General features: G+C 63.9%; 17 protein-coding genes. 10 read left to right on the top strand and 7 right to left on the bottom strand.

The features are described from left to right. Positions 1-5: 5 nt before the first annotated feature. Positions 6-128: a hypothetical protein gene (locus tag ACPXBU_RS21800; RefSeq protein ID WP_425759410.1), complete on the bottom strand. Its 123-nt coding sequence runs from the start codon at positions 126-128 to the stop codon at positions 6-8. Positions 129-353: 225 nt separating this feature from the next. Here ACPXBU_RS21800 and ACPXBU_RS21795 point away from each other — a divergent pair, with 225 nt between their 5' ends. Further along, positions 354-2,936 (top strand): tetratricopeptide repeat protein, encoded by a 2,583-nt coding sequence (locus ACPXBU_RS21795; RefSeq protein WP_425759409.1) that lies wholly within the window; start codon positions 354-356, stop codon positions 2,934-2,936. A 443-nt stretch (positions 2,937-3,379) separates the two neighbouring features. On the opposite strand, the gene ACPXBU_RS21790 is transcribed toward ACPXBU_RS21795, so the two are convergent. The 4 genes from ACPXBU_RS21790 to ACPXBU_RS21775 form a co-directional block, all read right to left on the bottom strand. Further along, positions 3,380-3,697, bottom strand: a complete 318-nt coding sequence (locus tag ACPXBU_RS21790; RefSeq protein WP_425759408.1) for a hypothetical protein — start codon at positions 3,695-3,697, stop codon at positions 3,380-3,382. A gap of 155 nt (positions 3,698-3,852) precedes the next feature. Then, positions 3,853-5,022: a hypothetical protein gene (locus ACPXBU_RS21785; RefSeq protein ID WP_425759407.1), complete on the bottom strand. Its 1,170-nt coding sequence runs from the start codon at positions 5,020-5,022 to the stop codon at positions 3,853-3,855. Continuing rightward, positions 5,019-5,792: a CBS domain-containing protein gene (locus tag ACPXBU_RS21780; RefSeq protein WP_425759406.1), complete on the bottom strand. Its 774-nt coding sequence runs from the start codon at positions 5,790-5,792 to the stop codon at positions 5,019-5,021. The genes ACPXBU_RS21785 and ACPXBU_RS21780 overlap by 4 nt, the downstream gene beginning before the upstream one ends. A 223-nt stretch (positions 5,793-6,015) precedes the next feature. Further along, positions 6,016-7,131 (bottom strand): hypothetical protein, encoded by a 1,116-nt coding sequence (locus ACPXBU_RS21775; RefSeq protein ID WP_425759405.1) that lies wholly within the window; start codon positions 7,129-7,131, stop codon positions 6,016-6,018. A 186-nt stretch (positions 7,132-7,317) separates the two neighbouring features. On the opposite strand from ACPXBU_RS21775, the gene ACPXBU_RS21770 reads away from it, so the two are divergent. After that, complete coding sequence (locus tag ACPXBU_RS21770) at positions 7,318-7,755, top strand: very short patch repair endonuclease (RefSeq protein ID WP_425759404.1); 438 nt, start codon at positions 7,318-7,320, stop codon at positions 7,753-7,755. On the opposite strand, the gene ACPXBU_RS21765 is transcribed toward ACPXBU_RS21770, so the two are convergent. After that, positions 7,752-9,176, bottom strand: a complete 1,425-nt coding sequence (locus ACPXBU_RS21765; protein WP_425759403.1) for a DNA cytosine methyltransferase — start codon at positions 9,174-9,176, stop codon at positions 7,752-7,754. The two genes, ACPXBU_RS21770 and ACPXBU_RS21765, sit on opposite strands and share 4 nt — an antisense overlap. A gap of 1,278 nt (positions 9,177-10,454) precedes the next feature. Between ACPXBU_RS21765 and ACPXBU_RS21760 the strand changes: the two genes are divergently transcribed. The 8 genes from ACPXBU_RS21760 (at position 10,455) to ACPXBU_RS21725 (ending at position 23,284) form a co-directional block, all read left to right on the top strand. Next, a complete protein-coding gene (locus tag ACPXBU_RS21760; protein ID WP_425759402.1) occupies positions 10,455-11,222 on the top strand; it encodes a hypothetical protein in 768 nt (255 codons plus the stop codon). After that, positions 11,219-12,733, top strand: a complete 1,515-nt coding sequence (locus ACPXBU_RS21755) for a hypothetical protein (protein ID WP_425759401.1) — start codon at positions 11,219-11,221, stop codon at positions 12,731-12,733. Before ACPXBU_RS21760 ends, ACPXBU_RS21755 begins: the two co-directional genes overlap by 4 nt. Next, positions 12,730-14,427, top strand: coding sequence for an NERD domain-containing protein (locus ACPXBU_RS21750; RefSeq protein WP_425759495.1), 1,698 nt, complete (start codon positions 12,730-12,732; stop codon positions 14,425-14,427). Before ACPXBU_RS21755 ends, ACPXBU_RS21750 begins: the two co-directional genes overlap by 4 nt. Then, positions 14,424-17,906 (top strand): helicase-related protein, encoded by a 3,483-nt coding sequence (locus ACPXBU_RS21745; RefSeq protein ID WP_425759400.1) that lies wholly within the window; start codon positions 14,424-14,426, stop codon positions 17,904-17,906. Before ACPXBU_RS21750 ends, ACPXBU_RS21745 begins: the two co-directional genes overlap by 4 nt. An 11-nt stretch (positions 17,907-17,917) precedes the next feature. Beyond that, on the top strand, positions 17,918-19,852 hold the full coding sequence (drmB, locus tag ACPXBU_RS21740) for a DrmB family protein (RefSeq protein ID WP_425759494.1): 1,935 nt from the start codon (positions 17,918-17,920) through the stop codon (positions 19,850-19,852). 565 nt (positions 19,853-20,417) lie between these two features. Continuing rightward, the gene (locus ACPXBU_RS21735) at positions 20,418-20,693 is read left to right on the top strand and encodes a hypothetical protein (RefSeq protein WP_425759399.1); all 276 of its coding nucleotides are present in this window, start codon (positions 20,418-20,420) and stop codon (positions 20,691-20,693) included. Between the two features lie 1,347 nt (positions 20,694-22,040). Beyond that, positions 22,041-22,562 carry a hypothetical protein gene (locus tag ACPXBU_RS21730; RefSeq protein WP_425759398.1) on the top strand — a complete coding sequence of 174 codons (522 nt, stop codon included), beginning with the start codon at positions 22,041-22,043 and terminating at the stop codon, positions 22,560-22,562. After that, complete coding sequence (locus tag ACPXBU_RS21725) at positions 22,505-23,284, top strand: hypothetical protein (protein ID WP_425759397.1); 780 nt, start codon at positions 22,505-22,507, stop codon at positions 23,282-23,284. Before ACPXBU_RS21730 ends, ACPXBU_RS21725 begins: the two co-directional genes overlap by 58 nt. 692 nt (positions 23,285-23,976) lie before the next feature. Here the strand turns inward: ACPXBU_RS21725 and ACPXBU_RS21720 are convergent. After that, positions 23,977-24,432, bottom strand: a complete 456-nt coding sequence (locus ACPXBU_RS21720; RefSeq protein WP_425759396.1) for a SitI3 family protein — start codon at positions 24,430-24,432, stop codon at positions 23,977-23,979. Positions 24,433-24,443 lie beyond the last annotated feature (11 nt).

Raw genomic sequence — 24,443 nt, 5'->3', positions numbered from 1 at the left:
TGGTGTCAGATTCGGTCGGGCAGGACCCAGGTGATGACGGCCCGGACGGTGCCGGAGATGAGGCCGGTGATGGCGGCGAGCGTGAGCTTCTCCCGCCAGGCGTTTTCGGTGGGCTGCTGGTTTCGCATAGTTGCTCCCTGGGCGATTCGTCATATGGGAGCCGGCCGGTCTCCCCCTGCGGCATCGAGTGCAGCAACCGCGAGGGCTGTCCGGCCACGGCCACGGACGAATCCGGCGACGCCGGCGGTATCTCGTCTCGGTGACCAGCCGCGACACCGCAGCGGCCGTAGGCCCCCTACGCTGGGTCCGGTGATGTCCGGCGCTAGTGCGCCGGACAGGGGGGAGGGGCCACGATGGGGTCCGGCATCGACCCTGACGACGTACAGACTTCGTCCGAGCTGGGACGCGCCCTCAACGTCCTGCGCGGCGACAGCTCGTACGCGGAGTTGGAAAAATCGGCGAAGCGGTTGCCACCGGCGGGCACCAAGGCGTTGCCGTCCAGCACGTTGAGCGACTGGTTCACCGGCAAGTCGGTTCCGGGCCGAGACAGCCTGGTCACCTTCCTGACCGTCCGCGGCCTAGACGAGGAAGCACAGCGGCCGTGGTTGGCGGCTTGGGAGCGCGCTAGCACCGCGCACCTACACCGCCCGGCGGGCGCGGTACAGGTCCGGGACGCTCGGCCCCGGCTGCTCGGCGTCCACGCCGCCATTCGGGTCGACAGCGCCGACGGCGAGCTCCCGGTATATGTGCCCCGCGACCTGGACGCCGACCTGCGCACCGCGCTCACCACCGTCGCCGAGCAGGGCGGGGTCGTGCTGCTCGTGGGTGGCTCATCGGTCGGCAAGACCCGGGCACTGTTCGAAGCGGTCAAGGCAGGAGTACCCGAGTGGTGGCTGATCCACCCCGACCCTGCCGACACCAACGCGCTGCGCACGCTAGCGGCCCAGCCGACCGCGCGCACGGTGGTGTGGCTGGATGAGCTGCAACGCTACCTCGACACGACCGACGGCCTACCAGTCGCGCTCGTACGCACCCTGGTCGCCGCGGGCATCGCGCTGATGGGCACACTGTGGCCGCACGAGTACAACACCCGCACAGCGCCGCCTGTACCGGGCCAACCCGACCCGCACGCGAACGACCGGCAACTGCTCGACCTCGCCCACATCATCGACGCCGCCGAGAGCTTCAGCTCGACGGAGCGGCGCCGCGCTAAAGCACTCGCCTCCGATCGGCGGATCCGCGTCGCCCTGGACACCCCCGACGCCGGATTCACTCAGATTCTGGCCGCCGGTCCCGACCTGGTCCGTCACTGGGAGAACGCGCCGGCTGAACACTGCTATGGCAAGGCGGTCATCACGGCGGCGCTGGATGCCCGCCGGATCGGTGCCACCGCACCACTGACCCGCGGCATCCTCGAAGCTGCCGCACCCGGCTACCTCACCGACCGCCAACAGGCCACCGCCCCTGCTGACTGGCTCGACCAAGCCCTCGCCTACGCCACCACACCGCTGCGTGGCGCCACCGCGGCGCTGTGTCCGGTCGCCGCCGACATGGGCCGTGTCGCCGGCTACACCGTGGCCGACTACCTGCACCAGCACGCCCGCCGCACCCGCCGCGCTATACCGCTACCCGACACCGTGTGGCAGGCCATCGCCGACCACCACAACCCCGACGACACCCTCCGCCTCGCCGAGGCGGCCAGGAACCGAGCGCTTGTCCGGCAAGCCGAGGTGCTGTACCGGGCCGCAGTCAATTCCGGCGAGCCGAAGGGGTTGACCGGACTCGCTGCATTGCGTATGTCGCAGGGACGGAGAAGAGAAGCATTCGATTTGTGGCGGGAGGCTGGAGCAGCGGGTGATCAGGACGCTTGGCGCCGAATGATCGCTGTTCTCGATCATGAGGGGAACGTCGACCAAGCGCTCGACGTAATGCGAGATGCCGCAGCCGGAGGCTACGAAGAGGCGCTCGGCTGGAGTTCCAGCCTGCTTGAACGGGCCGGCCGCGTGGCAGAGGCGGAGGACGCTTTGCGCGAGGCAATCGCGGCTGGGAATCGGGACGCCCGTGTTGATCTGGCGGATATGCTTCAAGAGCTTGGCCGGTCGGACGAGGCCGAGCAGGTATGGCAGCAGGCGATTGCCGCTAATATCGAGGAGTCCCGGAGTGGGTTGGCCGGCCTGCTCAAGCAGCAGGGACGCCTCGACGAGGCAATCACGGCGCTGCAGAACGGGCTCGCCGACGGCGACGACCCGTACGGCTGGAGCGCTCTTGCCGATCTGCTCGAACGTCAAGGACGCATCGACGAAACCGTCGATGCTTGGCGCGAGGCTGTTCACGTCGGCGCGGACATCAACGCGTGGGGTCGATTGAGTGGGCTGCTCCACGCACATAATCGAGTCGATGAAGCCAGACATCTGGCAACGACTGCCTTCGAAAGTGGCGATTGGCAAGCCGCCGAGGTACTTGCGAGTCTCTTTGTTGGACAAGGGCGAATCGGTCAAGCGACCGCAGTCTGGACGGAAAGGATTGCAGCCGGTGACCCCTACGCACGCGGCCATCTCGCAAATCTACTTCTAGGACAGCAACGGAGTGATGAGGCGGAACAAGTCCTGCGCGAGGCTGTCGCCGTCGGCGACCCATTTTCATGCAGCACCCCCGCGCGCCTACTAGAAGATCACGGACGGATCGAAGAGGCTATCGACGCTTGGCGGGAGGCCATCGACGCTGGCGACCCCAACGCGGCTTATCACGTTTGCAAACTGCTGAAAGAACATAAGCGGGTCGACGAGGCCGAGCAGATATGGCGCGAGGAGCTTGCGGCGGGAAGTTCAACCGCGCAGGGATGGCTCGCAAGCCTGCTAGAGGAAGAAGGACGCATGAGCGAGGCCATCGCTCTGCGAGTGCATGGACTCATGGCGGATGGATCCTCTGCCGAATGACAACCACCGGCTGACATTACCGGCCGTATAGCGACGGACGCGGCATCTGCCCCCAGCGCGTTGACCCGCGATATATGTCCGCGCAGTGCCGAGGATGGTGGGTGGCGGCGCCGCAGTGCTCCAGGTGTGGTGACCGCGGTGGGTGCCCGGGGGCGGACACGGGCACGACGTCCAGTCGACCTGTCCGCCGCCTTCGCCCGCAAGCTGCCGATCGGGTCCGGAGCATGGAGTGGGAGCGGGAACGACGAAGTGACTACTTCCAGCGCGGGTACGACGGGCCTGGTGGGCGAGGTCTTCGCAGTGCAGGCAGGTCGGCACCGGACCCCGCCGGTGGTCGGCCGGATCCGGCCGTGTCCGGTGCAGGTCCAATCACCGGCAGGCTTCTTGCCCTGACAGCGGCTTCCCGGCGAGCAGTAGGAACGCGAGCGCTGCAACCCGCCCAGTCAGACGAACCGAGGCGGCTCCACCCGCTTCGCTGGTGGCAACGGCTGCCTTCGCGCCCACGCCTCCGCCTGCTCTCTCACCTTCGTCGGGTCGTCGCCGATAAAGAGTTGCTGGTATTCGATTGGGCTGTGGATGCCGTCACAGGCACCGTCTAGCGGGTCGGTGAAGTGGACGACAGGAAGGTAGTCAATCGGGGCCCCGCTGGGCAGGTCCCCGTCATCTTCGTTTGTCGGAATCCAACCGATGATGCGGCCAGCAGAGACGTGGCGGTCGCTGGATGCTTCGGCGCACCACAAGGGGTAGGGCTGCGGGATCACGACTCTCCTTTACTAGGGCTCAAGCGAGCATGGCGCGATAGGCGCCCGTACCTTAAAGGCTTCGTCAGCACCAGCCGGACTTCTGCGGGTGCTGACAGTGGCACGCCAAAACCAGAGCCACTTAACGTGGGCGGATATAAAGCGGGGCTGCTTAGCTATGTCCCTTGAGACTCTCCTGGCGAACTCTCGCTTGGGATGATCGCGGCACGGGCCGCGCCGATGTGTAGGGCGGCCAAGAGCCATGCGTGATCGGGGTTGCTCCGTGGCCTGTTGAAATAGACCAGCGTGGCGTTCTCTAGCACCGACTCATCGGATTCAAGGCCAGCACGGGTGGCGACTATGACGGGATGGGAGCTGTCGCTAGCTTTGACCGACCTGGCTTTTTGCAGCTCGTGCAACGTCAAGGGCTCGGTCGCAACCCCCTGGGCGGCCAGATGGTCGCGAACATACTCAACCTCGGCGCGCAAGGGACCGGTAACCACGATGACGGGTCCGAGCCGGCGCCTTTGCAGGACCATCTCTGTCATCGCGAGCAGCCGGGGGTCTGGTCCGAGGCCTTCGAGCAAGTCAACGAGATTCCACGCCATATCAATCTTGTCCCTATCGCCTTGGCCCGCCTCACGTCTAGTACTGATGAGTCGCATCAAGGCCGAGTGCACAACGGGACGGTTGCTGGTGCCGTCTCGCTTCTCCAGCAACCTCGCCACTTGTTCGAAGATCGAATGCTCGGCGGGACTAAGCGATACCGGGTAGGTCTCTGGCCTGACATACGACTCACCGCTTATAGCGATGGCTTCGTTCAGGGTGAGTTCAACTAAGGAGGCATGATGAAGCCATGTGGGCACAGGCAGGCCAAAATCCTGGTTCACGACGATTGCCTGCGTAGCATTCTTGACAACGTCGATGATGGCGGCCAGCGTTGCGCTGTCCGGCCGAGGAGTGGTGTCGAGGACAACCAGTGCCAAAGGCAGTGATTTCAACGCGACTTTTACGGGACCGCGACGGATCTCTGCCATGGTGGTGACGAAGATGCCCCGATGAGGCTCCGCCGGTGATCGGTTGGCGACCTCGAGCGCAAGGTCAGATCTCAGGAGATGTACCGGCGTGACGCCGTGTCTCTCAAGGACGAAGACCCACTGCTCGAGCAAGTCACGACGCGACGACACGACCAGGACGAATCCTGGGCGAGCGGTACGAGCGATAAATTCCGCAAGTGTCTGGGTGATACCAGAGCCGGCAGCGGCGCGGAGCACAATGTGGCGCTCGTTGCGAACACGGTCCAACCGCTCGGCCAAAAGGGCTTGGATAGATATGCGAGCAGTCATGGAACCATCCTGACTCTTCGCAGCAGCCAGACGCGGGCGTTCATGACGAGCTCAATCTCGTCATCCGACACCGCATCACGGAAGTGAAGAACCTTGTTGCGGACCTCGCGCACGGGCTCAAGCATGGAGAAAACTAGCTCGCGGCTGCTGCCAAACGTCCGGCTGAAGATCCTGCCGAAACGCTCCGGGCCGTTAATCATTGAGATCAACTCACCGAAGGTAAGGTCTTCCAGGCGTTCGGCTGGGGTGCCGTCGACGTGTGCAGGTCGCGCGGCGGCCACGAGCGCGCGGAGCTCATCCTCGGTAGCGCACGCCCGTTGAGCCAGGTGACGCGTCGCTAGTTCGACCTCACGCACCATCATGAACTGCCTCGTTGCAGACCACAGGTAGCTGCTTATGTCTGCGGTAGTGACGACGGCAAGCAACCGCTCCTCATCACCCACCAGAACCGCCCCCTTCAGGTGAAGGGCCCCCAACGCGTCTTCGACATCGGAGCCGGACCTGACGTAGGCCAGGTCTTCGAGGAAGTCACCGACAGGGTAGGACAGAGGACTGTCTTGCCGTCGCACGATGGCAAGGTTCAGCGCGAGCGACCGGTAGCTAAAGACACCCACCACCATGCCGTTGGAAGTCACCGGCAGCTGGTCGAAGCCGCAAGCGGCCATCATCGCGAGTGCGTCCGAGACTGGCATATCGATCTCAACGGTGACGACCTCTTGGTCAGTCGGCACCACCTGCCCTACGCGCAGGAAGTGATGCTGGGGCGTCATGCGACTCAGCCGTGCCCCTCCCCTAGCAAAACCGTACGTGCTCGAGCCTACTGGGCTCGGCTGACAAATCGCTGCGGCCCAGGTAGTGGCGCTTCCCTCGTGCGCTAGCTCATGGATCGAGCGCCGGCCAAGACAAGAGCCAGTAGATGGCAGCGAAGTTGAGTGATATCACGCCGATCCGCGGGGGCTGGCCAGCGGGCCTACGTGCCCACAGCCGACGGGGCTACCGATTGGCTGCCTGCGTCAGCCAGCCAGCCAGGCCGGCGAGACGTCCCGACTCAATATGTCCTAGGGCCCGGCCGATACCCTTACCGCGCGCGGGGACGGGCGCCCCGTACGCAGCATGTGGTCCAGCCGGGTTCACGTGAACGACCGCGGAGAACAGTGGGCTGTTCTGGCGGCGGACCTCGCAGGCCGCAGCAAGCCGGGCCGGGTCGAACTCGTTGGTGATGAGCACGTAGTCGAAGTCCTCGCCCGCCTCTTCAAGCTCGGCATAGTCCCGGAAGTCGCTGACGAACTGCTCTTCCCGGTCACTTCGCACACTCCACTTGCAGGAGACGAGCGTCCGCCTGCCGGTGGCCCCGTGAACGAGTGCGAGATCCACCTGTCTGGGCTTGCTGTTGGCTCTTGGCCTCCGAAAACCCGGTACTTGGTGTAGCAGCGGGCGGACAAGAATGGTGTGGGTGTCGGCGATGGCCGGGATGCGGTTCAGGAGCGCGCTTATTGTGTCTTCGAAGCCTTCGCCGACCAGGTTCTTTCGCTTGTTCTCCAGGCCGACGTGGGCGTAGATCCTCTCCGTTAGCGTCCTGAGGGCGGCTGCTGACGGCCGCTGCGCGAGGAACGGATCGAGCACCCCGGTGATGATCGACTCTAGTTCGGGGTCCTCGCCGGGTTCGGCCAAACCCATACCCTCAAAGGGCCGGCGTTGGCTGGTGACGGTTTCCAGTAGGCGCGTGCGGGCCTGGGCGGCGACCTGCGCAAGATCAGCGGTGGCGTGTCGGAAGAGGTAGTCGATGTGCTTGTCAAGCTCGCCCGGCGGCGCCCCGAGTGCTTGCGCCGACCAGACGTGGAAGGCGAGGCTGCGTGCGTACCAGGGGCGGCCGGGCTGGCACTTGTCGCTTTCGTAGCAGTGAGCGAGTCCTGTGGTGCGGTCGATCCAGAGCAGCAGCCGGTAGACATGTCGCCAGGCGTTCTCCGGACCCACTGCCTCGGCGCTAGAGAAGTACCGTTGCAGCAGCCGGGCGCGGTTTTCCTCGCCGAAGGCGCGGGCACTGGCCTCACGTGTCGGGCCTTCGGGTGCGTCAACCAGCCCCGGTATGGCCACCTGATCTCCAACCACTCGCCGAGGGTACTAGGCATGTCCATACTTCGGTGCCCTGTAGGGGCTGAGCCGTCCTGGTGACGTGCAGGAAGTGATCCGGTTTGTGCAATAGTTGCCCAGTCGTCAGCCATGGGCGGGCGTAGGCGCCTCGTTGCCTGTTTCGCTCGGGTTAAATCGGGAGACTCGGACGGAACGTAGGGAGCTATGCCTGACCATCTGTCGAAGGCGGGACGCTCGCGCGTGATGGCTGCCATCCGGTCCAAGAACACCAAGCCGGAGCTGATGCTGCGGCGGGCGTTGCGAGCCTCAGGCGCGACCGGCTATCGAATCCATCGCGCATCTCTTCCAGGGAAGCCGGATATCGCCTACACACGCTGGCGCCTGGCTATATTCGTGGACGGCGTTTTCTGGCATGGCCATCCGGATCATTTCAAGCCGGAATTGGCCAGCCAGTACTGGCGGGAGAAGATCGCGCGGAACCAGGAGCGAGATCAGAGGAACGACGCCGCGCTTACTGCTATGGGATGGACTGTTTTAAGGTTTTGGGATATTCAGGTCAAGGATGACCTTGATGGTGTTACCCGGGTCGTGACCGTCGCACTTAGGGAGCTCGGTCGGCCGGACGCTTCAACTACCAGCTAGTCGCCAGCTGCAGCAGGACGGGCTGGCTTCTTCCCGGAGGAAGACGGCGCCACCGTCTGCACGCCCTGCTCGCGACAAGTGTCGATGAGGGTCTTGACCCTGTGCGCGATTTCCTCTGCCAGCAACGGCGGCACGGCGTTACCCACCTGCCGGTATCGGGAGTGCGCCTGGCCACCGTCAATGCGCCCAGGGAGGGGACCGCGCCGAGGATCGGTTGTGAACACGAAGTGGTCAGGGAAGGACTGCAGACGCGCGAACTCCCTGACGCTCAGGGCACGTGGCATTCGGTAGTGGTAAGCCGAATCGGCCTTAGTGTTTAGCGTCCAGGCCCACACACCAGGGTGGAGGCGACGATACGCGTAAAAGTGCGCCCGCCCGAGCTTGCCACTGTCCGTACTCGGTCCCCACTTCTCGCCACTGATGTAGCGAGCGGTCAAGGCCTCCGTGAGGTCCCGGTGGTTGCCGCCGGCTGGAATACCCTTTAGTCGTGTGACCGTGTCGGAGTTGATTCTAGGGACACTGACGTTCCAAATCCTGTCCTCCAGCTGCTTCCGCATCAAGCGCTGGTATGCGGACTCGGCCTCCTTCATTTCTCCGATGGGCATCGCCTCTTCGCGTCGCCCAGCTTTCAAATTCCAGAGGTCTGAGAGTGCTTGACTAGCCGAAACAACAGTGTTGTTATCCGGGTCTTCAAGAGCCTTGAGCAGGGCCGCTGCCCGCACTTCGTCGCGGCGTGTTTCGACCGCGTACTTACCCTTGCCCTGGCGAACGAGGGCGAGGTGAAGGGTTGCGTCAGTGCCCTTGAACAGTGGAGGGGTCTCCCCCAGGTCACTTCGTAAGCCGACGAACACCAGACGCTTGCGGGCCTGCGGAACGCCGAAGTCAGCGGCGTCAAGCAGGTTCGGCCGGACGTTGTATGCGCCGTCAAGCTCGAGGTCCTCTTTGACTTGCTCCAGCACGCCCATCTGAGCCATGCCCGGCACGTTCTCCATGACGAATGCGAGCGGCCGTAGCTCTCCGACAGTCTTTACGAACTCCCGGTACAGGGAGTTGCGGGGATCGTCGATGATTCGTGAGTGATTGCGGACCTGCGAGAAGGCTTGGCACGGCGGGCCACCCACGACCACGTCGACGCCCTGCCCTGCCTCGATGATGCGTTCGTGCACCTCAGGCAGCCTGATATCACCACAGATGGCTTGTGCCTCTGGGAAGTTTAGGGCGAACGTAGCGCAGGCGTCCGGGTCGATGTCGCTGGCGCCCACGATCTCGAAGCCAGCCTGCTGGAATCCTTGGGAAAGGCCGCCGGCGCCAGCGAATAGGTCCAGTACGCGTGGCTGCTGTGCGGGCAGGAAGTCGACTGGAGCGCTCGGCGCCGTGTCGCCTTCGAGTCCGGGCAATGGCAATGCCAGTTGCGTGACCACGCAGCCCCCTTCGACCCGTCCCGTCACGCCGCGTACCCGCGGTGCTACAGCAGGCCCAATTCTGGTCCTGGCCGCGCGTAACGAGCGGCCGCCGCGCCGGATGACGCGCCTGCCATATTTGATCCCCTCAGACACCCGTTCGACAAGTCGTCACGTCGCTTGCCCGCCTGCCCGTGCGAGCCGTCACCTCGATGGCAACCGACATGCCCTTGAAACTTCGGACGGCGATCAGGGCAGGTGTGCCCAGAGGCGCGAGGGAACCAGCTGTGCCCGCAGCGCGAGCAGGTGCATCGGAGGGATGGCCCCTAGAGGGCGCCTGCCCTTGGTCCCTCCCCCACGTCGACTGGTGGCGCTCGCCCTCACCGCCGTTGGACTACTCGCCGTGGGAGCATGCCACGTTGGGAGGTTGTCGCGACTGGTTGCTGCGGCTCATCAGACCTGAGCAATAGCCGCCGTATTACGGTCCACCAACCGGCGAGTCTGTAACCGGAGGGGCAACTGGGTCGTCGACCCGCGTCGGATCGCGCAGGCCGAGAACGTAACTTGCCCCTGACCAGTGCATTGCGCAGAGACCTGCTGGCCTCCAGCCAGCAGCGTTGGTCATCCTCTGGCTGAGAGACAGGGGCATGAGCTCCGACGGCCAGCGTTCTCGGGGTGCAACCGGCTGCTCCTAGGAAGCGAGTGCCCAGCAGAGCGCCTGCTCTGGCCTCGTTGGTCGGCCTGATGGCCACCATCACGCGTGACCGGCCCATCTGGAGAGATGATCAGGCATCCCCCTCCATCCGACCTGCAATGACACTGGACGGGATATGCACGTCGAAGAGGCCCGAAGGACCAGCCTGATGGTGGTGGTGGTTGCCCCTGAACACGCGCACGATCAGCGGGAGCCGACGGATTAGTCCTTAAACCGACGGTGATCCGTGGCTTCCGTCGCAGATCCGACGATATTCGGCACTTCGCCGGGCACCGGATTGTCCGAGGGAGGGCTACCATCGCGGGCATTCCATGCGTCGAGGAAGGGAGGGGCGGTAGGTGACAGCAGCGCCTAGTCGTGCGCCGACCCAGCTTGGACTGACACATTCTCCTTTTTGCCGCGCGGAACCGGCCGCGTGGATCGCCCCGTTGCTGTCTCTTGGTTCCCGCACTGCACGCTATGCCGATGCTCATGCCGGGCGACAACTCGTTGTCGCGATTTCTGTTCCCCGTCGTGACTTCGCTGCCGTGCTCATTGCTTGCGGGTGGGTAGTGGCGCGCCCAGCGCAACCCCTACGGACCCCGATGGAGGTTCTCAGGGAGACCGCGCCCGGCGCACTGGTCCGCGTAGTGACCGGCACTAAGGTCATCGTCGACCGTTTCATCGCGCTAAACGAGTCGACGACCCCGCCTCGTCTTCGCCTTGCCAGCTTCTCGCAGTGGCAGCTTACGCACGTCCGAGAGCTGCGCGTGCTCAATGGGTCACAGGAGCCCGTTGCGACGGCACGGCCGTCTGCCGGTGCGCTCGGCCGGATTGCCCACTTGCAGGAGACGTGGGGTTCACGGCTCGCAGCGCCGGCGGCAGACCTGGCGATCGTAGGCACGCTGACCTGGCTTCGGGAGGAACTCGACGCCTTCCTTTACCTTGCAGGTGAAGATCCTGATCGGCCACCGAAGCTCACCGGCGACCTCGCCAGGGCATCTGCGAAGCGCAAGCCCTACAAGGTCGACGTAGGTCATGGCTCGCTTGCGGATGTGGTTTTGCCGAAGCAGCCGAAAGCGGCGACATGGTTTACCAGGCTGTATCCCGCCTCGCGAATGGAAGATGAGCTGCCACTTGCCAAGGACCTGACAGCAGTGGTGCTAGATGGCAGCAGCGCCATCAAGCACCTCGGCGAGATTGAGGCTTCGGTTGTCATCTGCATTCTTGACCGATCGGTGGCCGATGAGAGCGCCGCCGAGTTGATCGTGCAACTTCGCAACACCCGTGGTGAGCCTGTCGCGATTCGGGAGGATCTCGACTGGAGCCAACCGGCCGGGGTTGAGGCTCTAGCCTTTACGGTGGCGCTGTGAGTCGGATCGCCAATCTGAACCGGCGCTATGCCGCTGCGGCATCGGTTGCGCTGAACGGCGTCGCGATCATCGCAGTCGGTGATCCGACGGGCGCACGCCTTAACGCCGCAGTCCGCCGGTTACTGCTGGCGATCCGCGATGATGGCCCCGGCGCGTGGGATGACCTCCTGGGTGCGGCCAAGGCGCTCCGGTGGCGCCTGATCACACAACCGCAGCCAGCCAGCTTCAACCCGCTGCTCGTTGAGATGGGTGAGGAGGTCCGCCGTCAGGTCAGCCGCCTCCGCGGTGCGGTGGCTGATGAGGCGTTACTCGAAGAACTGGCCGCCGCTGCTCAGGTGGCCAGTGATGCAGTATCTCCGATCGGCGCTGTCCTCGCCCGCTCCATAAAGGAGGCCGGGCCATCAGGCTGCGTCGTCGTCGCGGCGAGCAAGCCCGCCCAAATGGCACTCGCCACATGGCTCTCCGATTTTGACACACCGGTGCTGACCGTGGGCGAGCTAGATCGGTCGCAGCCAGACGTAGGCCAGGCATTTGTCGTGGGGCCACCGCGTTTCTACCGGTCGTCACTGGTGACGGCCCCTGTCCTAAACGTGGTCAAATTCTTCATGCCCGCGTGGTTCAGCGATCGATCGATCCCACGGTCGCCGATCGCGGCCTACGCCGACGGCGCGATCCGAATCGGCGCCGCTGTATTTGTCGAGGGTGACATCAGCGAGCCGGTCAACGCAGATGGTGAGGGAGAGGTGGAAGAGGACTTCCTCCCGCAACCGAGTTGGGGCGGCAGGAAGTCCGCCGATCGCCTGCCCGGACCTGACGAGGTCGCAGCGCGCAAGGTGCTACTGAGTGGCAACCTCGCCATCTATCTGGACGACGGCGACCGTATCCGGGCGCTCGACCCGGAGCAGCCGCCCGGTGAGCGCGTTGTCTACACCGAGGTCAACGCCGTCCGGCCGGGCACCCATCTACTGCTGCGCCAGGGAGAGACCGAGCGGGGCGCTCTCTACCGAACCGCCCTGGCGCTCCTCGCCAGCAAAGGTCCCGCCGTTGACGCAGCCCAGAAGGCATGGAAGGAAGCTCTCGCACGCCGCCTGGGATTGATCTCCTTCCCGGAGGCGGTCCGGGAACTCCGGGCCCGCGGCGTCAGGACCGCAGACCGAGTACGTGCCTGGACTGATCCCTCTTTGATGCGTCCAGCCAAGGACGAGGACTTTGATGCACTACTGAGTTGGCTCGAGATCCCGGTTCAGCCGACCTTCGGCCTGGCCACTATGCTGCGTCGAGCCCACCACCAGGCTAGCGCCAACCTACGTGATCAGCTGGAGAGGGCTGTCTCCGAGGCAGACCTTTCCACAATGGAACGCTACGGTCACTGGAGACTAGACATCGGCCAGGAGGGCGTGCGAGGGCTGCTTGCGACACGAGTCCTGGCGATCTCCCCGCAGACGGAGATCGTGCTACGCCACGACGCAAGAGTGCCGTTCGAAGATCGGAGCGGGCAGTGGCTCGAATGATGCCCGCCTACTGCCCCGAAGGCTCGCCACCGGGGGAGCGCGCCCTCTACTCCGCGCTTCAGTCTGCCCACGGCACCGACGGCTGGATTGTGCTGCACTCGCTCGGCATCGCCGACCACGTTCGGCAAGTAGAGGGTGAGGCCGACTTCGTCGTCATCGTGCCCGATAGGGGTGTGCTGGTCATCGAAGTGAAATCGCATCGGGCGATCAATCGGCTCGCGGATGGGCTCTGGAAGCTGGGTAACGACGCTCCGACCGCTCGCGGGCCGTTCCAACAAGCAAGCGAGGCGATGTACAGCCTCAAACGCTTCCTCGGCAAGAGGGGCGTCGATCTCCGTTCGATCCCTATGGTCAGCGCCGTCTGGTTCTCGCACGTACGGGCGCGCACGACGCTACCTTCGACGCCAGAGTGGCACGACTGGCAGGTCCTCGACTCCGAGGATCTACGCAACGGTGCTGCCCCGTCCGTGCTGCGGACTCTCGCCGAGGGGGCGAAGCACCTCGATGACAAGATCCGATACTTCTCGTATAGCGGTGTCGGTCCGGATGCGGCGATGTCCACGCGGATCGCTTCGTTGCTGAGACCTCGCTTCGAGATCGCCACGGTTGCGGGCGATGTGCGGCGTGCGCGTAACACCGAGCTCATCACTTTTATCGAGGAGCAGTACCTCGCGTTGGACGCGATGGCCGACAACCTAACGGTCCTGTTCACGGGCCCGGCGGGTTCAGGTAAGACGCTGCTTGCCTTGGAGGCCGCCCAGCGTGAGATCGCGCAGGGTCACACGGGCAGGCTGCTGTGCTTCAACAAGCTCCTGGGCCGGAAGCTCTCCTCCGACCTCGCTGGCCCCGCAGGGCTGACCGTTGGCACGCTGCACCAAGAGCTGCTGCGGATCTCGGGCGCTAAGGTTCCGCCTGGTGCCGGGGCAGCGTTCTGGGAGCGAGACCTTCCTGAAGCCGCGCTGGAGGTCCTGCTTGACCAGCCGGATCTCGCGGGCGACTTCCTGATCGTCGACGAGATCCAGGACATGGTCAGCGATCCTTACCTTGATGTGCTGGATTTGATGGTCACCGGAGGGCTGGACGGTGGTCGCGTCCTCCTCTTCGGCGACTTCGAGCGCCAGGCCATATTCGAGCCCGGGGAAGGCCGGAGATTGCTCGGTGCTCGCATCTCCCGCCTCAGCTCCCATCGGCTGACCGCCAATTGTCGAAATCTGCCACGCATTGGCTACCAGGTGAACCTGTTCAGCAAACTGCAACCGGGGTATAGGCACTTCCGTCGGCAAGACGACGGCGTCGACCCGACCTTAGTGCCTTACAGGGCGGGAGCCGACCAGTCGCCGCTGCTGGTGCAGGCCGTACGGGCATTGAGAGATGAGGGCTATGAGCTCAACGAGATCGTCGTGCTCAGCCCACTGCGGGACGGGTCCGCAGCCCAGACAACGCCCGATTCCTGGCTCCGTCAGGTACTGCATCCGGCCGATGGCCGGCATGGGCGCCCGGGCCAGCTGCTGCATACCACCATCCAAGCCTTCAAGGGGCTTGAGGCGCCGGCTGTCGTCGTTACTGATTTGGACCACCGGCTCGTGCCAGGATTCGAGTCGCTGATGTACGTCGGGATGACCAGGGCAACGGATCGTCTCTTCGCTGTCATGGAGTCCGGAACCGCGCGGATCATTGTGAGAGGAACGCCATGACGGGCCCACAGGCGCGGAAGGTCATTGAGGATGCTGTGCGCCGGGAGTTGTTCGGGCCGCAGCATGGCGAGCCGCCGGCAGGAGTTCCTGTGGACTGCTCGAATGGCACGATTCACTTCGAGTCGCTTGAAGCCAGCCGCGGTCAGTTCCACGACGCCACTACGTTCCAGGAGATCCTGACTCAAGCCGATCCACTGCGGCGCTACGGAGTTGGGGTGCTTCACTCCGGTGCAGCGCAGCAGGCATCTTCCGAGCCCAGCACGGTCAGCGATGGCATCGATGGCGATTTGGACGTCACCTGGGTTCCGGGCCTAGCGGAGAGTGAGGTGAACCCTGACGTTCCTCCTATCGAGGTTCCGGGCATGCTTCACCAGGACGTTGCCGACTCGGATGACTTCGACCTGACCGACGCCAACCGCTTCAAGCCCTCGGCAATGGCAATCTCCTTCAAGGTTCGCAATAAAGTGGGTGGCCCGCTCGAGCTGCGTGTCGTGGGCGCCTACTACGATCGGATCAGTGTGCACGTCCCGGGGCGGACCAGCACGTGGACGTGGTGGCTACGACGGCCATTCGAGCTGGCAGGGTCGGTTCCGAGTAGCGTGCTGACTTCAAGCACCAACAGGCTCTGGGATGTCCCAATGGAGGTAGGCAGCGGCGTTACGCCGCTGCGCATCACGCCGACGGTACAGGTTTTCAGCCGCCCAGTTCCGGGCGAGGCGGACCCCGAGCTTCGCCTGGTCACCGTCGCTGTGTTGAACCGGGCAGCCGGCACTGGACCGACAAGCGCGCTCTTCCAGATGGGCCTCACCGCACAGGCCACAGCGGATCTCACAATCGAGGCTTATCCCGAGGTCGACCTCCCAGGCCGAGGTGAGGAGGAGCAGTCGATCGACCTGCTCTATCGGAACAAGCGAACGTTTGCCATCGGCCATGGCTGCGCCGCCGCCTGGGGAGGTGGCGAGGGAAGCGGGATTGTCGAATGGGTGCAGGCCGATCCGATGCCCGCGCACGAGGTCGTCAGCCTGACGCCCGACATCTACCTGGCTGATGAGTCGGGTAAGCGTTTCCGCGTCAGCGTGAGCATGGCCGAACTTGCCGTGGGCAGCGCGGACGGGCGAAGCCAGGTCGAGACTGTGCTCGCCTCCTACGACGATTGGATCGGCCGCCAGGAGGCGGAGATCCCAGGCTTGTTACCCCGGTTTCAGGATGCCGCGCGACGGCACGTGCGCTTGTGCAGGGAAGCGCTAGGGCGCATGCGGGCGGGCTGGGAGCTTGTCGGCTCCAGCCCGATCGCCGAGCGGGCGTTCCGACTGGCGAACCAGGCGATGCTCCATCAGCAAGTTCGTTCCCGATTGCGCCTGCGCGAGGTTGAGCGTGGACGCGACGACATTCTCCGGCCATCTGGCAAGCATCCGGAAGCCACGCCGCAGGCGGGGCAGGGCAACTGGCGTCCATTCCAGATCGCGTTCATCCTCACGAGCCTGCCGGAGCTGGTGGAGCCCCGTCGCGGCAGCCGGTCGCTCGTCGACCTGATCTTCTTCCCGACCGGCGGCGGCAAGACCGAGGCATACCTGGGAGCATCCGCGATAAGTCTGCTCGCGCGCCGCCTGCGGGATCCGCAGGATGCTGGCACCGACACTCTCATGCGGTACACGTTGCGCCTGCTTACCGCCCAGCAGTTCCTGCGCGCGGCCTCGCTGATCTGCGTTCTCGAGGACATCCGGTCAAAGAACCAGGCCGAACTCGGCCAGTCACCCTTCGGCATCGGCGTCTGGCTCGGTGGCACGTCGACGCCCAACACATGGAACCGTGCTGTCGAGAGCTTGCGCCGCATGCGACGTGGAGCGAACGAGCAGAATATGTTCCTCCTCCTGCGGTGCCCATGGTGTGGGACGCAGATGGGCGTGAAGCCCCGGGGCCGCGCTGGCCAGGACGTCATCGGCTACGAGCAGGTCGGCTCGAAGGTCGTGTTGCGCTGCGTCGACCAGTCATGCAGGTTCTCGGGACGTGCCGGGCTGCCCATCCACGTCGTCGACGACGACATCTACGAGGTGCGGCCCTCGATCGTCATCGGCACGGTTGATAAGTTCGCCATGATGGCCTGGCGCCCCACGGCCCGCCGCCTCTTTGGCCTAGGTGACGACGGCAACCGCGAGGTCTCACCACCAAGCCTAATCATTCAGGATGAGCTACACCTGATCTCGGGCCCGTTGGGCTCGATGGTGGGCCTCTATGAACCCGTCATCGACGACCTGTGCACGGACAAGCGAAGCGAGACGCCAATTCCGCCGAAAATCATCGCCTCGACGGCGACGATTCGCCGCTACGAGGACCAGATCAGGGGACTCTTCGGACGACACCAGGTGGCGTTGTTCCCACCGCACGGACTGGAAGAAGGACGCTCCTTCTTCGCCGAGCCGGCGACCTTGCCGGATGGCAGTCCAGAGCCCGGGAGGCGATACCTCGGGATCATGAGCGCTTCGCTGGGGTCGACCCAGACCGTCCAGGTACGGGTAGCGACAGCCACGCTGCAGGCGGCACCCCTTATTCCGGAAGCCGACCGCGATGGCTACTGGACCAACCTCAACTTCCTGAACAGCCTTCGAGAACTCGGCAACACGGTCTCGCTCCTCCAGTCCGATGTCCCTGACTACCTGACCGCCCTTCGTCGACGCGACGGCATCAGCCCGCGCTGGCCGAGTGTGACGATGGAGCTCACGTCGCGCCGCCGCAGCGACGAGATCCCGAAGGCCATCCAGCAGTTGGAGACGACGGTAGGCCAGCAGGGATGCGTCGACATCTGCCTGGCCTCGAACATCATCGAGGTTGGGGTCGACATCGACCGGCTCGGTCTCATGACGATCGTCGGCCAGCCGAAGACGACGGCACAGTACATCCAAGTCAGCGGTCGAGTGGGCCGGCGCGCAGACGTGAGCCCCGGCCTCGTCATCACCATTTACGGGGCCGCTAAGCCACGGGATCGCAGTCACTACGAACGATTTTCTACTTACCATCAGCAGCTTTACGCGCAGGTTGAGCCCACGTCGGTAACTCCCTTCGCCGCACCCGTCCTGCGCCGCGCGCTGCACGCCGCCGCGATCGCGCATATTAGGCAGGTCACCGCTGGCATCGGGCCGCACCCGTTCCCGAAGACGGCCTATGAGCAGGCCATCGAACTGCTGCGCCAGCGGGCACAGGTCGCGGATCCAGACGAGGTGGAGGTCCTTGAGCGGATGGCCCGGCAGCGGGCACGCGAGTGGTCCATGTGGGAGCGCACGGAGTGGGAAGCGAACGCCATCGGTGCGCATAGCGATCCGAAGCAGGGGCTCATGCGCTACGCCGGCACGCTGCCCGACCTGGGTAGCAAGGCAACTATCTGGGACGTGCCGACGAGCATGCGCAACGTCGACGCGGAGTGCCGGCTGAAGATCTCGACGGCCTACGCTCAGGCAGATGCCGGAAACGAGGAGGCATCGTGAGCACTGGGAGCATGAGGCGGGCACAGCTAGTGGCGCCGTTTGGCGTCGGTGCCATGAGCGTCCTCGTCAACGGCACATCGGTCATCACCGCCGGACTCGACCACTGGTATGACGTTGATGACGTGAGCAACCTAGCGCTTGAGGAATACCAGGAGCACGACTGGCGCCTGGAAGCCCGGCTAAGGGTCTCCGAGTTTCGGCTGCCACCCGACTGGCGCCACGGGGGCACGGGGAACGACACCCGCAACGTCAAGCTGACCGTCCCAGTGCTGCGCTTCCCCAGGTGGTCCTTCTGCATGTACTGCAAACGCCTCAAAATCAGCACGCTCAGCATGCAACAGCAGGAACAGTGTCCCGATCGGGAACACAGCGAGCGACAGTACAAGCCGCGGATGTCTCAGGTGCCGTTCGTAGCGATCTGCCGCAACGGCCACATTGACGACTTCCCATTCGGCAAGTGGGTTCACCGATCCAACAACCCCCAATGCTCAGGCTCGCTCCGGCTGGTGTCGCGAGGCGGCGGCGGCCTGGAGGGCCAAGTAGTCACATGCGGCTATGACGCGAAGAGCAATCGTCAGCATTCTCAGGGGTGTGGGGCAGAACGTTCCCTTCAGAACATCACCGCCACGCTGCCCGGTTCCGGTGGTGACGAGCACACCTGGCTCACCGACCATCTGGCCAGTCCCCAGGACCCTTACTACTGCACGGGAGCCCACCCATGGCTTCATCGGCTAGAGGGTGCGTGCGACCTACCTACACGGGCTGCCCTGCGCGCTGCGGGCAACGTCTACTTCCCGAAGGTAGAGTCCTCGATCTACCTGCCGCGCCAGGAGGGTGCTGTCAGTGCGCAGATGCATGAGCTGATGCGCCATCCGGCGGTGACCGGCACCATGCGGACCCTGCATAGCATCTTCGGGGCGGATCTCGATGTTGGCCTCCTACGCAAGCAGCTCCTGCAGAATGTCCCACCGGAACTGTTCAAGCCGATCTCGGACGACGAGCTCATGGCTGGCTACCGCGACTTCTTCGGTATTGGCGCGGAGCAGCCACAGCCTGCCGCTGACAATGACGCCGAGCTGCTAACGGCTGACGAGGAATGGCGCTACCCGGAGTTCAAACAGATTCGCGAGACTCCCAAGGACGACTACCTGACAGCGACCAACCCCGGTATTCACGGCGATTTGATGCCGTACCTGGAGCGGGTGCGCTCGGTCGACATCCTGCGTGAAACGAGGGCATTGCGCGGCTTCACGCGGGTCTACGACGAGGTACTACGGCTCAGTGTGGGGAAGGCGCTACTGCGGCGCACAGCGCTTCACCCAGAACAGGACTGGCTGCCCGCATACGTCGTGAAGGGTGAGGGAATCTACTTCGAGCTTGACCCTCGGCGACTCGCCGCCTGGGAGGCCCGTGCGGAAGTGCAAAAGCGAGCTGACAAGATTGCCACCAACTACGGTCTCGCCGCTCAACATCGAAGCTTCCAGGACCGCCCACTCACCCCGCGTTTCGCGCTCCTGCACACACTCGGTCACCTACTGATCAACGAGTTGGTCTTCACGTGTGGCTACAGCTCCGCATCCCTACGCGAGCGCCTCTACGTGTCAACGACCCGCGGCCGCGAGATGGCAGGCCTACTCATCTACACGGCGGCTGGTGACTCCGAAGGCACCATGGGCGGCCTGGTACGCATGGCGAGGCCTGACAACCTGCGCTCAGTCTTCGGTGCAGCCATCAGCGGCGCACGTTGGTGCTCTACCGACCCTGTGTGCATGGACGTCGGCGAGAAGGGTCAAGGCCCCGACTCCTGCAACCTTGCCGCATGTCACGGATGCGCGCTGCTGCCCGAGACGAGTTGTGAAGAATTCAATCGATTCCTCGACCGCGGCCTTGTGATTGGGACCTTCGATAACCCCGATCTGGGGTACTTCTCGCAGGCGGACCTCTGACAGCAGCAAGACGTCGCCAGGTGCAGATATCTTCGCCAGGGTGCCCGTCGGCATGTCCCTCATCGGCACCGACGTCGGCCGACCTTAGCCCTCCCGGCGCCGTGAGCCGGAGGTTCGCCAGCTCAGCGAATAGTGCATCACCAGCTATCGCAGGTCACTGTGCAACCTTCGCTGATCGTTGGCTGCTCCGTGACGATCCGGCATCACCGCGACGAAGACGGGCGATGCCCACACGATTCCACGTAGCCGGCATCCCCGATCGATGGAAGCGAAAGCGTTCGACAGCTGAATCTACCGGCTCCTTGCGAGGCCACCAGACGTCGGCGCGGTGGTCGGCACCGCAGACTAACCTGCCAACTTCTGGTCATCTCCGCATCTGCGGACAGATGCCGGGTGTCGTTGTGGCTGGTCAGGGTCCATCGCCAACCAATGGAGGGTCGGTTCCACGACAGCGGTTGCTGTACCCAGGTGGTGACGCTTGCTTGGTACTCCGCGACAGCCGCGGTGGCCCGACGGGCGATAGGCACGGCCAGGAAGTAGTGGAGGCGGCGTCGATGGTTTCGCCATGGCCGACGACGAGCTCACCTACACGCCGGGTCGTGATCTCGCCGATCGCGACGCTGGACGGGTGCAGGTAGTCCCGCCAGGTTCCGCCGCCGGCTGCGAGCGGACGGTCCGCATCCAGGACAGGGATGTACTCAGCGGCGATGTCGGTCCACGGCCGACCGTCGACGGTGCCGTAGTGCTGCTCGGTAAGGTCGGTGACGGTCTCAGCGTCCAAGCTGCGGTACGCCCGATGATCGCGGCGCTTTGCTGCGCTCGACGCAGCGGGGTGGGCTAGATGGCGTGAGTCAGGCGCTCGTGGTACTCCTGACCGACTCGTTGGGCTAGTCGTTCGATATAGCGTCGGCATTGGTCGGTCAATCCACGACACCCTTGCAGGCCTCCGACGATCTGTTCGCGGTTGCAGTAGCCTCGCCGTGGCGCGCGATGATCAGTTCAGCGGAACGTGTCAAGGTCGCCGCTGAAGCGGCGGGTCGCGGCAGGGGGCAGCGCTGGCTAGGCTCTTACGGTGTTGAAGATCGTGGATGAGGCGATCGACCGCGCCTACCAACGACTGGGGACTCGCGGGCTCCGTGAGCACTGCCGCGTCGTCGATCAGTTCGGCCATGTTGACTACGTACTTGGCGAGGACGGGCACACCATTGGCGAGGCAGTCGGTCCACACCCTGGTCCACGTGGACCGCTACGACCACCCCCTCGTCTGGGCGAAGGCGTGAACACGTGGACGGCCTAGACGACTTCGCCGACGGCGATGACCAGCGCAGAGATGTTCTCCACTGCATCCTGGACCAGCTCGCCCGCAGTGGTTTCAACCCCCTCCTCCGCGAGATGGCCGCCGTAGTCCAAGACGGCGAACTCACCCTGCAGGAGGCAACCACCAGTCCGACTTACGGCACGAGTTGGCAGCACCCTTCGAACCCTTCTTGAACGCCTTGCCAGAAGATGAGCCCGGAAGAGCGCAAGGATCTCGTCGCCCGCTCCCAACTGACAGAAATGACTCTCGCTCACCAGCTCTGTGCACCTCATCAGCGCGTCCCGGCGATGTCCTGCCCTTGGTATCCTTGGGCTGGATCTCGTCCAGTGTGGTCTGGGCCTGGCGGCCTGCTAGCCACGAGCCAAGTGCTCGTAGTCGTTGGTCTTACGACCTTCATCGCTCCGATGCTGGCGCACTTGACAGACGGCGTCAGGAGCCGGACTCGTTCTGGGGCACGGGCGAAGAGGAGCGTGACGATGGTCAAAGCAGCGTGCAAGATGTCTTTCAACGTCTTAACTACTGCCCACACAATCGGCTACGAGGCGACAGCATCGCCTCTCCAGGCCTGCACCAGACAGGATAAACCTTCGCGCGGGGCTGGTGGCATGCGAGGTCAGGTTTTCAGTTCATCAACTACAGGTAACGGCATTCTGTCCGGCCTGGCGAGCGGGGCGACCACGTCTTGTTACCCGGGCAGACACATCGTCCCTAGCAGTCGTCGTGGGTCGGTCACGATCGGCCTTCGACGGCATGGTGACGGCCTAGAGGGCCAATCAGAGTGTCCGTTGGAGGAAGCGTTGTTCGCTACGGCCGGGCTTACAAAGGCCGGGAAGTTGTCGGTACTCGCGCCTAACCGGTTAGCGCGGCACGATGATGAGTGAGTCCGCCTCCGCAAAAGCTTACGGCTTTCTTTACGAGCGGCGGCTTAGCAGAGCGCTTGATGAGGCCAACCGACAGCCGAACGACCTCGTCGTGGTCGATCCTCACTCTATCATCGAGCGCATATACAGGAAGCACTGCCACAGCCCCATCGACGTTCAAATCGCGAAGATAACTCGGTCCACGGTTGAGGCCGCCGCAGTGTCAGCACCTAGGGAGGGCGGAATCGGCATGACTCGGAAGCCCGGACAAGCCGTGATCATCCGAGTTCCCTTCAGCGGAAGTCCGGAGTTGGTGCAGGCCGACGCTCTCGCTTACATAAAAGACGGACATCAAATCCAAGCGCTAGACAATAACAGCGTTGCGGAACTCCGAATCGAAGCCGTGGACCGACTTACAGCGGCGATAATCAGCGCCCGCGTGTTCTGCGGACCCTGTTGGGTCTTGGCCGAGCGATGGAACGCCTGCCAGACACCGCCAGGAAGCTCGACGAGGAAGCGATTCGCGATTTAGGGCTGTTCATCCTGAATGCAAACTATGAGGGTGCCGCCTCGGGCGAGGTGTTCAACGGAGCGGGAAAGACTGACATTCTGCTCAACCACGATGGTCGCGCAGCATTCATCGGGGAGTTTAAGTTCTGGGGAGGCCCCAAAGCATTCTCCCTGGCAATCGATCAACTTTTGGCCTACACGACCTGGCGAGACACGAAGGCTGCACTAATACTGTTGATCAAAGACGTCCGAGCAACTACGGCGATTGACGGCGCAGACAAGACCATCAGGGAGCATCCGCAATTTCAATCCGCCAATGCGAATCCTTTCACTAGTGGACGGCGAAGCTACGTCCTTGCATCTAACACCGATCCGTTCCGCTCTGTGTCGGTCGCCCTCCTGCCGGTAGTAATACCTGACCCGAGAGAGAAGACGAGAGACGAATCTACTCCACCCATTGACATTGACGCACAGAATGCCATCAACCACCCGGACGTTATCGCAATCCGTCAGAGCTGGATTGGAGTAGTATCTCGGTTGAACCGTAGGAGCAAAAGGATTGCGGTACTTGCGAGAGATGTGCGGATTGTCGGCCTACGTGAGCGGACCCTCATACTGGGGTGCAAGTCCTCCGTCCTCGCACGGATGATCGAGGACCATGCAGGCATTCTGACGGAAGCGATCGAGGAAGAATTGAATCTTCGCCTGAAGCTTGAGTGCCAGGTCCCGCCACGCAACAGTTGATGCGTCGACGTCGTCACGGCCTTCACCGGAGCTGTTCGGACTGCCGGCTGCGCAGTGCCGGGAGACAGACGTCACCCGCGTGACCCAGTTCATCGCGCCATCGACTCTCAACAGGCAAAACGCCGCACCCGAAAATCTTCAGCAAGCGATCACAGCAATAGCGCCCTGCGACCAATTCTTAATCTTCAACTGCGAGAATCCCCAGGTCATCAGCCTGCGACTAAGAATGGCGTGCGGTTTAGGAAACCGATGCTCTATCCCCTGACCTGCAATGGCGCGAGCGACTTGTCTCGCGACCAAGGCGTTAGCCTGGGATGCAGGGAGTGGCCTACGTCCAGCCACGTCATCCGGCCCCCTGTTCGCCCAGCCCAGGACCACCCCCGGAGCACACGAACCCCGGTTTGCGACCGGCGGTCGGCCGCCGTGACCCGCGTTGGCACCGGTTCACCCGAAGTTGGCATCCGCTAGCGAGCACACTGCGCACGTCACCGAAGATCATGTGGGGCTACTCGCTTCCCCGGCTGGGCGTCGCCTTCCACGGGGGTCCGGACACGTCGCCATCAGGCCCTGCGGCGGCCCGGTCGTCGTAGTCGCGCGGGTCAGGTCCGCCGGGTCGAGGCAGACGACGTCACGCACGGACGGCGGGTTCGAAGCCGCGTCATCCGGCAGCGGGCCACCCGCGCTCTACTGGTTCATGGGGTGATGAGGTCGTCTAAACCGTAGTGGCTCCACCATGTAGGCCGGTGTCTGCGGAGTTCGCCCCCGACGCGGGTCAGCAGGAGCCAGTTGCCGTTCTGGACCAGCGCCGCGTCCTCCTGCCGCGCGGCCAACACACGGGCCACGGCCTTCATCATGTTCGGGATTCCCTTGTCAACCACGTCGTCTGCCTGCATGGAGAAGTCGATGTCGACGTACGTCTCCGGCTCCCACTCCCAGCGGGCACCGTTGTCGTCCTCGGCATCGAAGTAGCCCTGGTTCCCCGAGTAGATGCTCAGCGCGTACCCGTGCGTGTCGTAGAGGCGAGCACTGAGCAGGCTCGGGTTGGCGTCGGTCGGCCTCGGCTTCTCGGCAGTGTCCGCCGCCACCAGATCAGCCACGTGTTCCAGGGGGAGGTCACCCGCCAGGGTCAACCTGAACTCGACAGCCATCTCCGTGCCTT

It is taken from the genome of Micromonospora sp. DT231, assembly GCF_049847025.1.
Lineage (GTDB): Bacteria > Actinomycetota > Actinomycetes > Mycobacteriales > Micromonosporaceae > Micromonospora.
Note: the sequence above shows the minus strand (reverse complement) of the source record. Positions and strands in the feature narration are given on the sequence as shown.

Coding starts and splice junctions, on each gene's coding strand:
- ACPXBU_RS21770 (WP_425759404.1), top strand. CDS start 7,318: ATGCCTGACCATCTGTCGAAGGCGGGACGCTCGCGCGTGATGGCTGCC.
- ACPXBU_RS21725 (WP_425759397.1), top strand. CDS start 22,505: ATGGAACGCCTGCCAGACACCGCCAGGAAGCTCGACGAGGAAGCGATT.
- ACPXBU_RS21800 (WP_425759410.1), bottom strand. CDS start 128: ATGCGAAACCAGCAGCCCACCGAAAACGCCTGGCGGGAGAAGCTCACG.
- ACPXBU_RS21735 (WP_425759399.1), top strand. CDS start 20,418: ATGGCCGACGACGAGCTCACCTACACGCCGGGTCGTGATCTCGCCGAT.
- ACPXBU_RS21745 (WP_425759400.1), top strand. CDS start 14,424: ATGACGGGCCCACAGGCGCGGAAGGTCATTGAGGATGCTGTGCGCCGG.
- ACPXBU_RS21760 (WP_425759402.1), top strand. CDS start 10,455: ATGGAGGTTCTCAGGGAGACCGCGCCCGGCGCACTGGTCCGCGTAGTG.
- ACPXBU_RS21750 (WP_425759495.1), top strand. CDS start 12,730: ATGATGCCCGCCTACTGCCCCGAAGGCTCGCCACCGGGGGAGCGCGCC.
- drmB (WP_425759494.1), top strand. CDS start 17,918: ATGAGGCGGGCACAGCTAGTGGCGCCGTTTGGCGTCGGTGCCATGAGC.
- ACPXBU_RS21795 (WP_425759409.1), top strand. CDS start 354: ATGGGGTCCGGCATCGACCCTGACGACGTACAGACTTCGTCCGAGCTG.
- ACPXBU_RS21785 (WP_425759407.1), bottom strand. CDS start 5,022: ATGACTGCTCGCATATCTATCCAAGCCCTTTTGGCCGAGCGGTTGGAC.
- ACPXBU_RS21730 (WP_425759398.1), top strand. CDS start 22,041: ATGATGAGTGAGTCCGCCTCCGCAAAAGCTTACGGCTTTCTTTACGAG.
- ACPXBU_RS21720 (WP_425759396.1), bottom strand. CDS start 24,432: ATGGCTGTCGAGTTCAGGTTGACCCTGGCGGGTGACCTCCCCCTGGAA.
- ACPXBU_RS21780 (WP_425759406.1), bottom strand. CDS start 5,792: ATGACGCCCCAGCATCACTTCCTGCGCGTAGGGCAGGTGGTGCCGACT.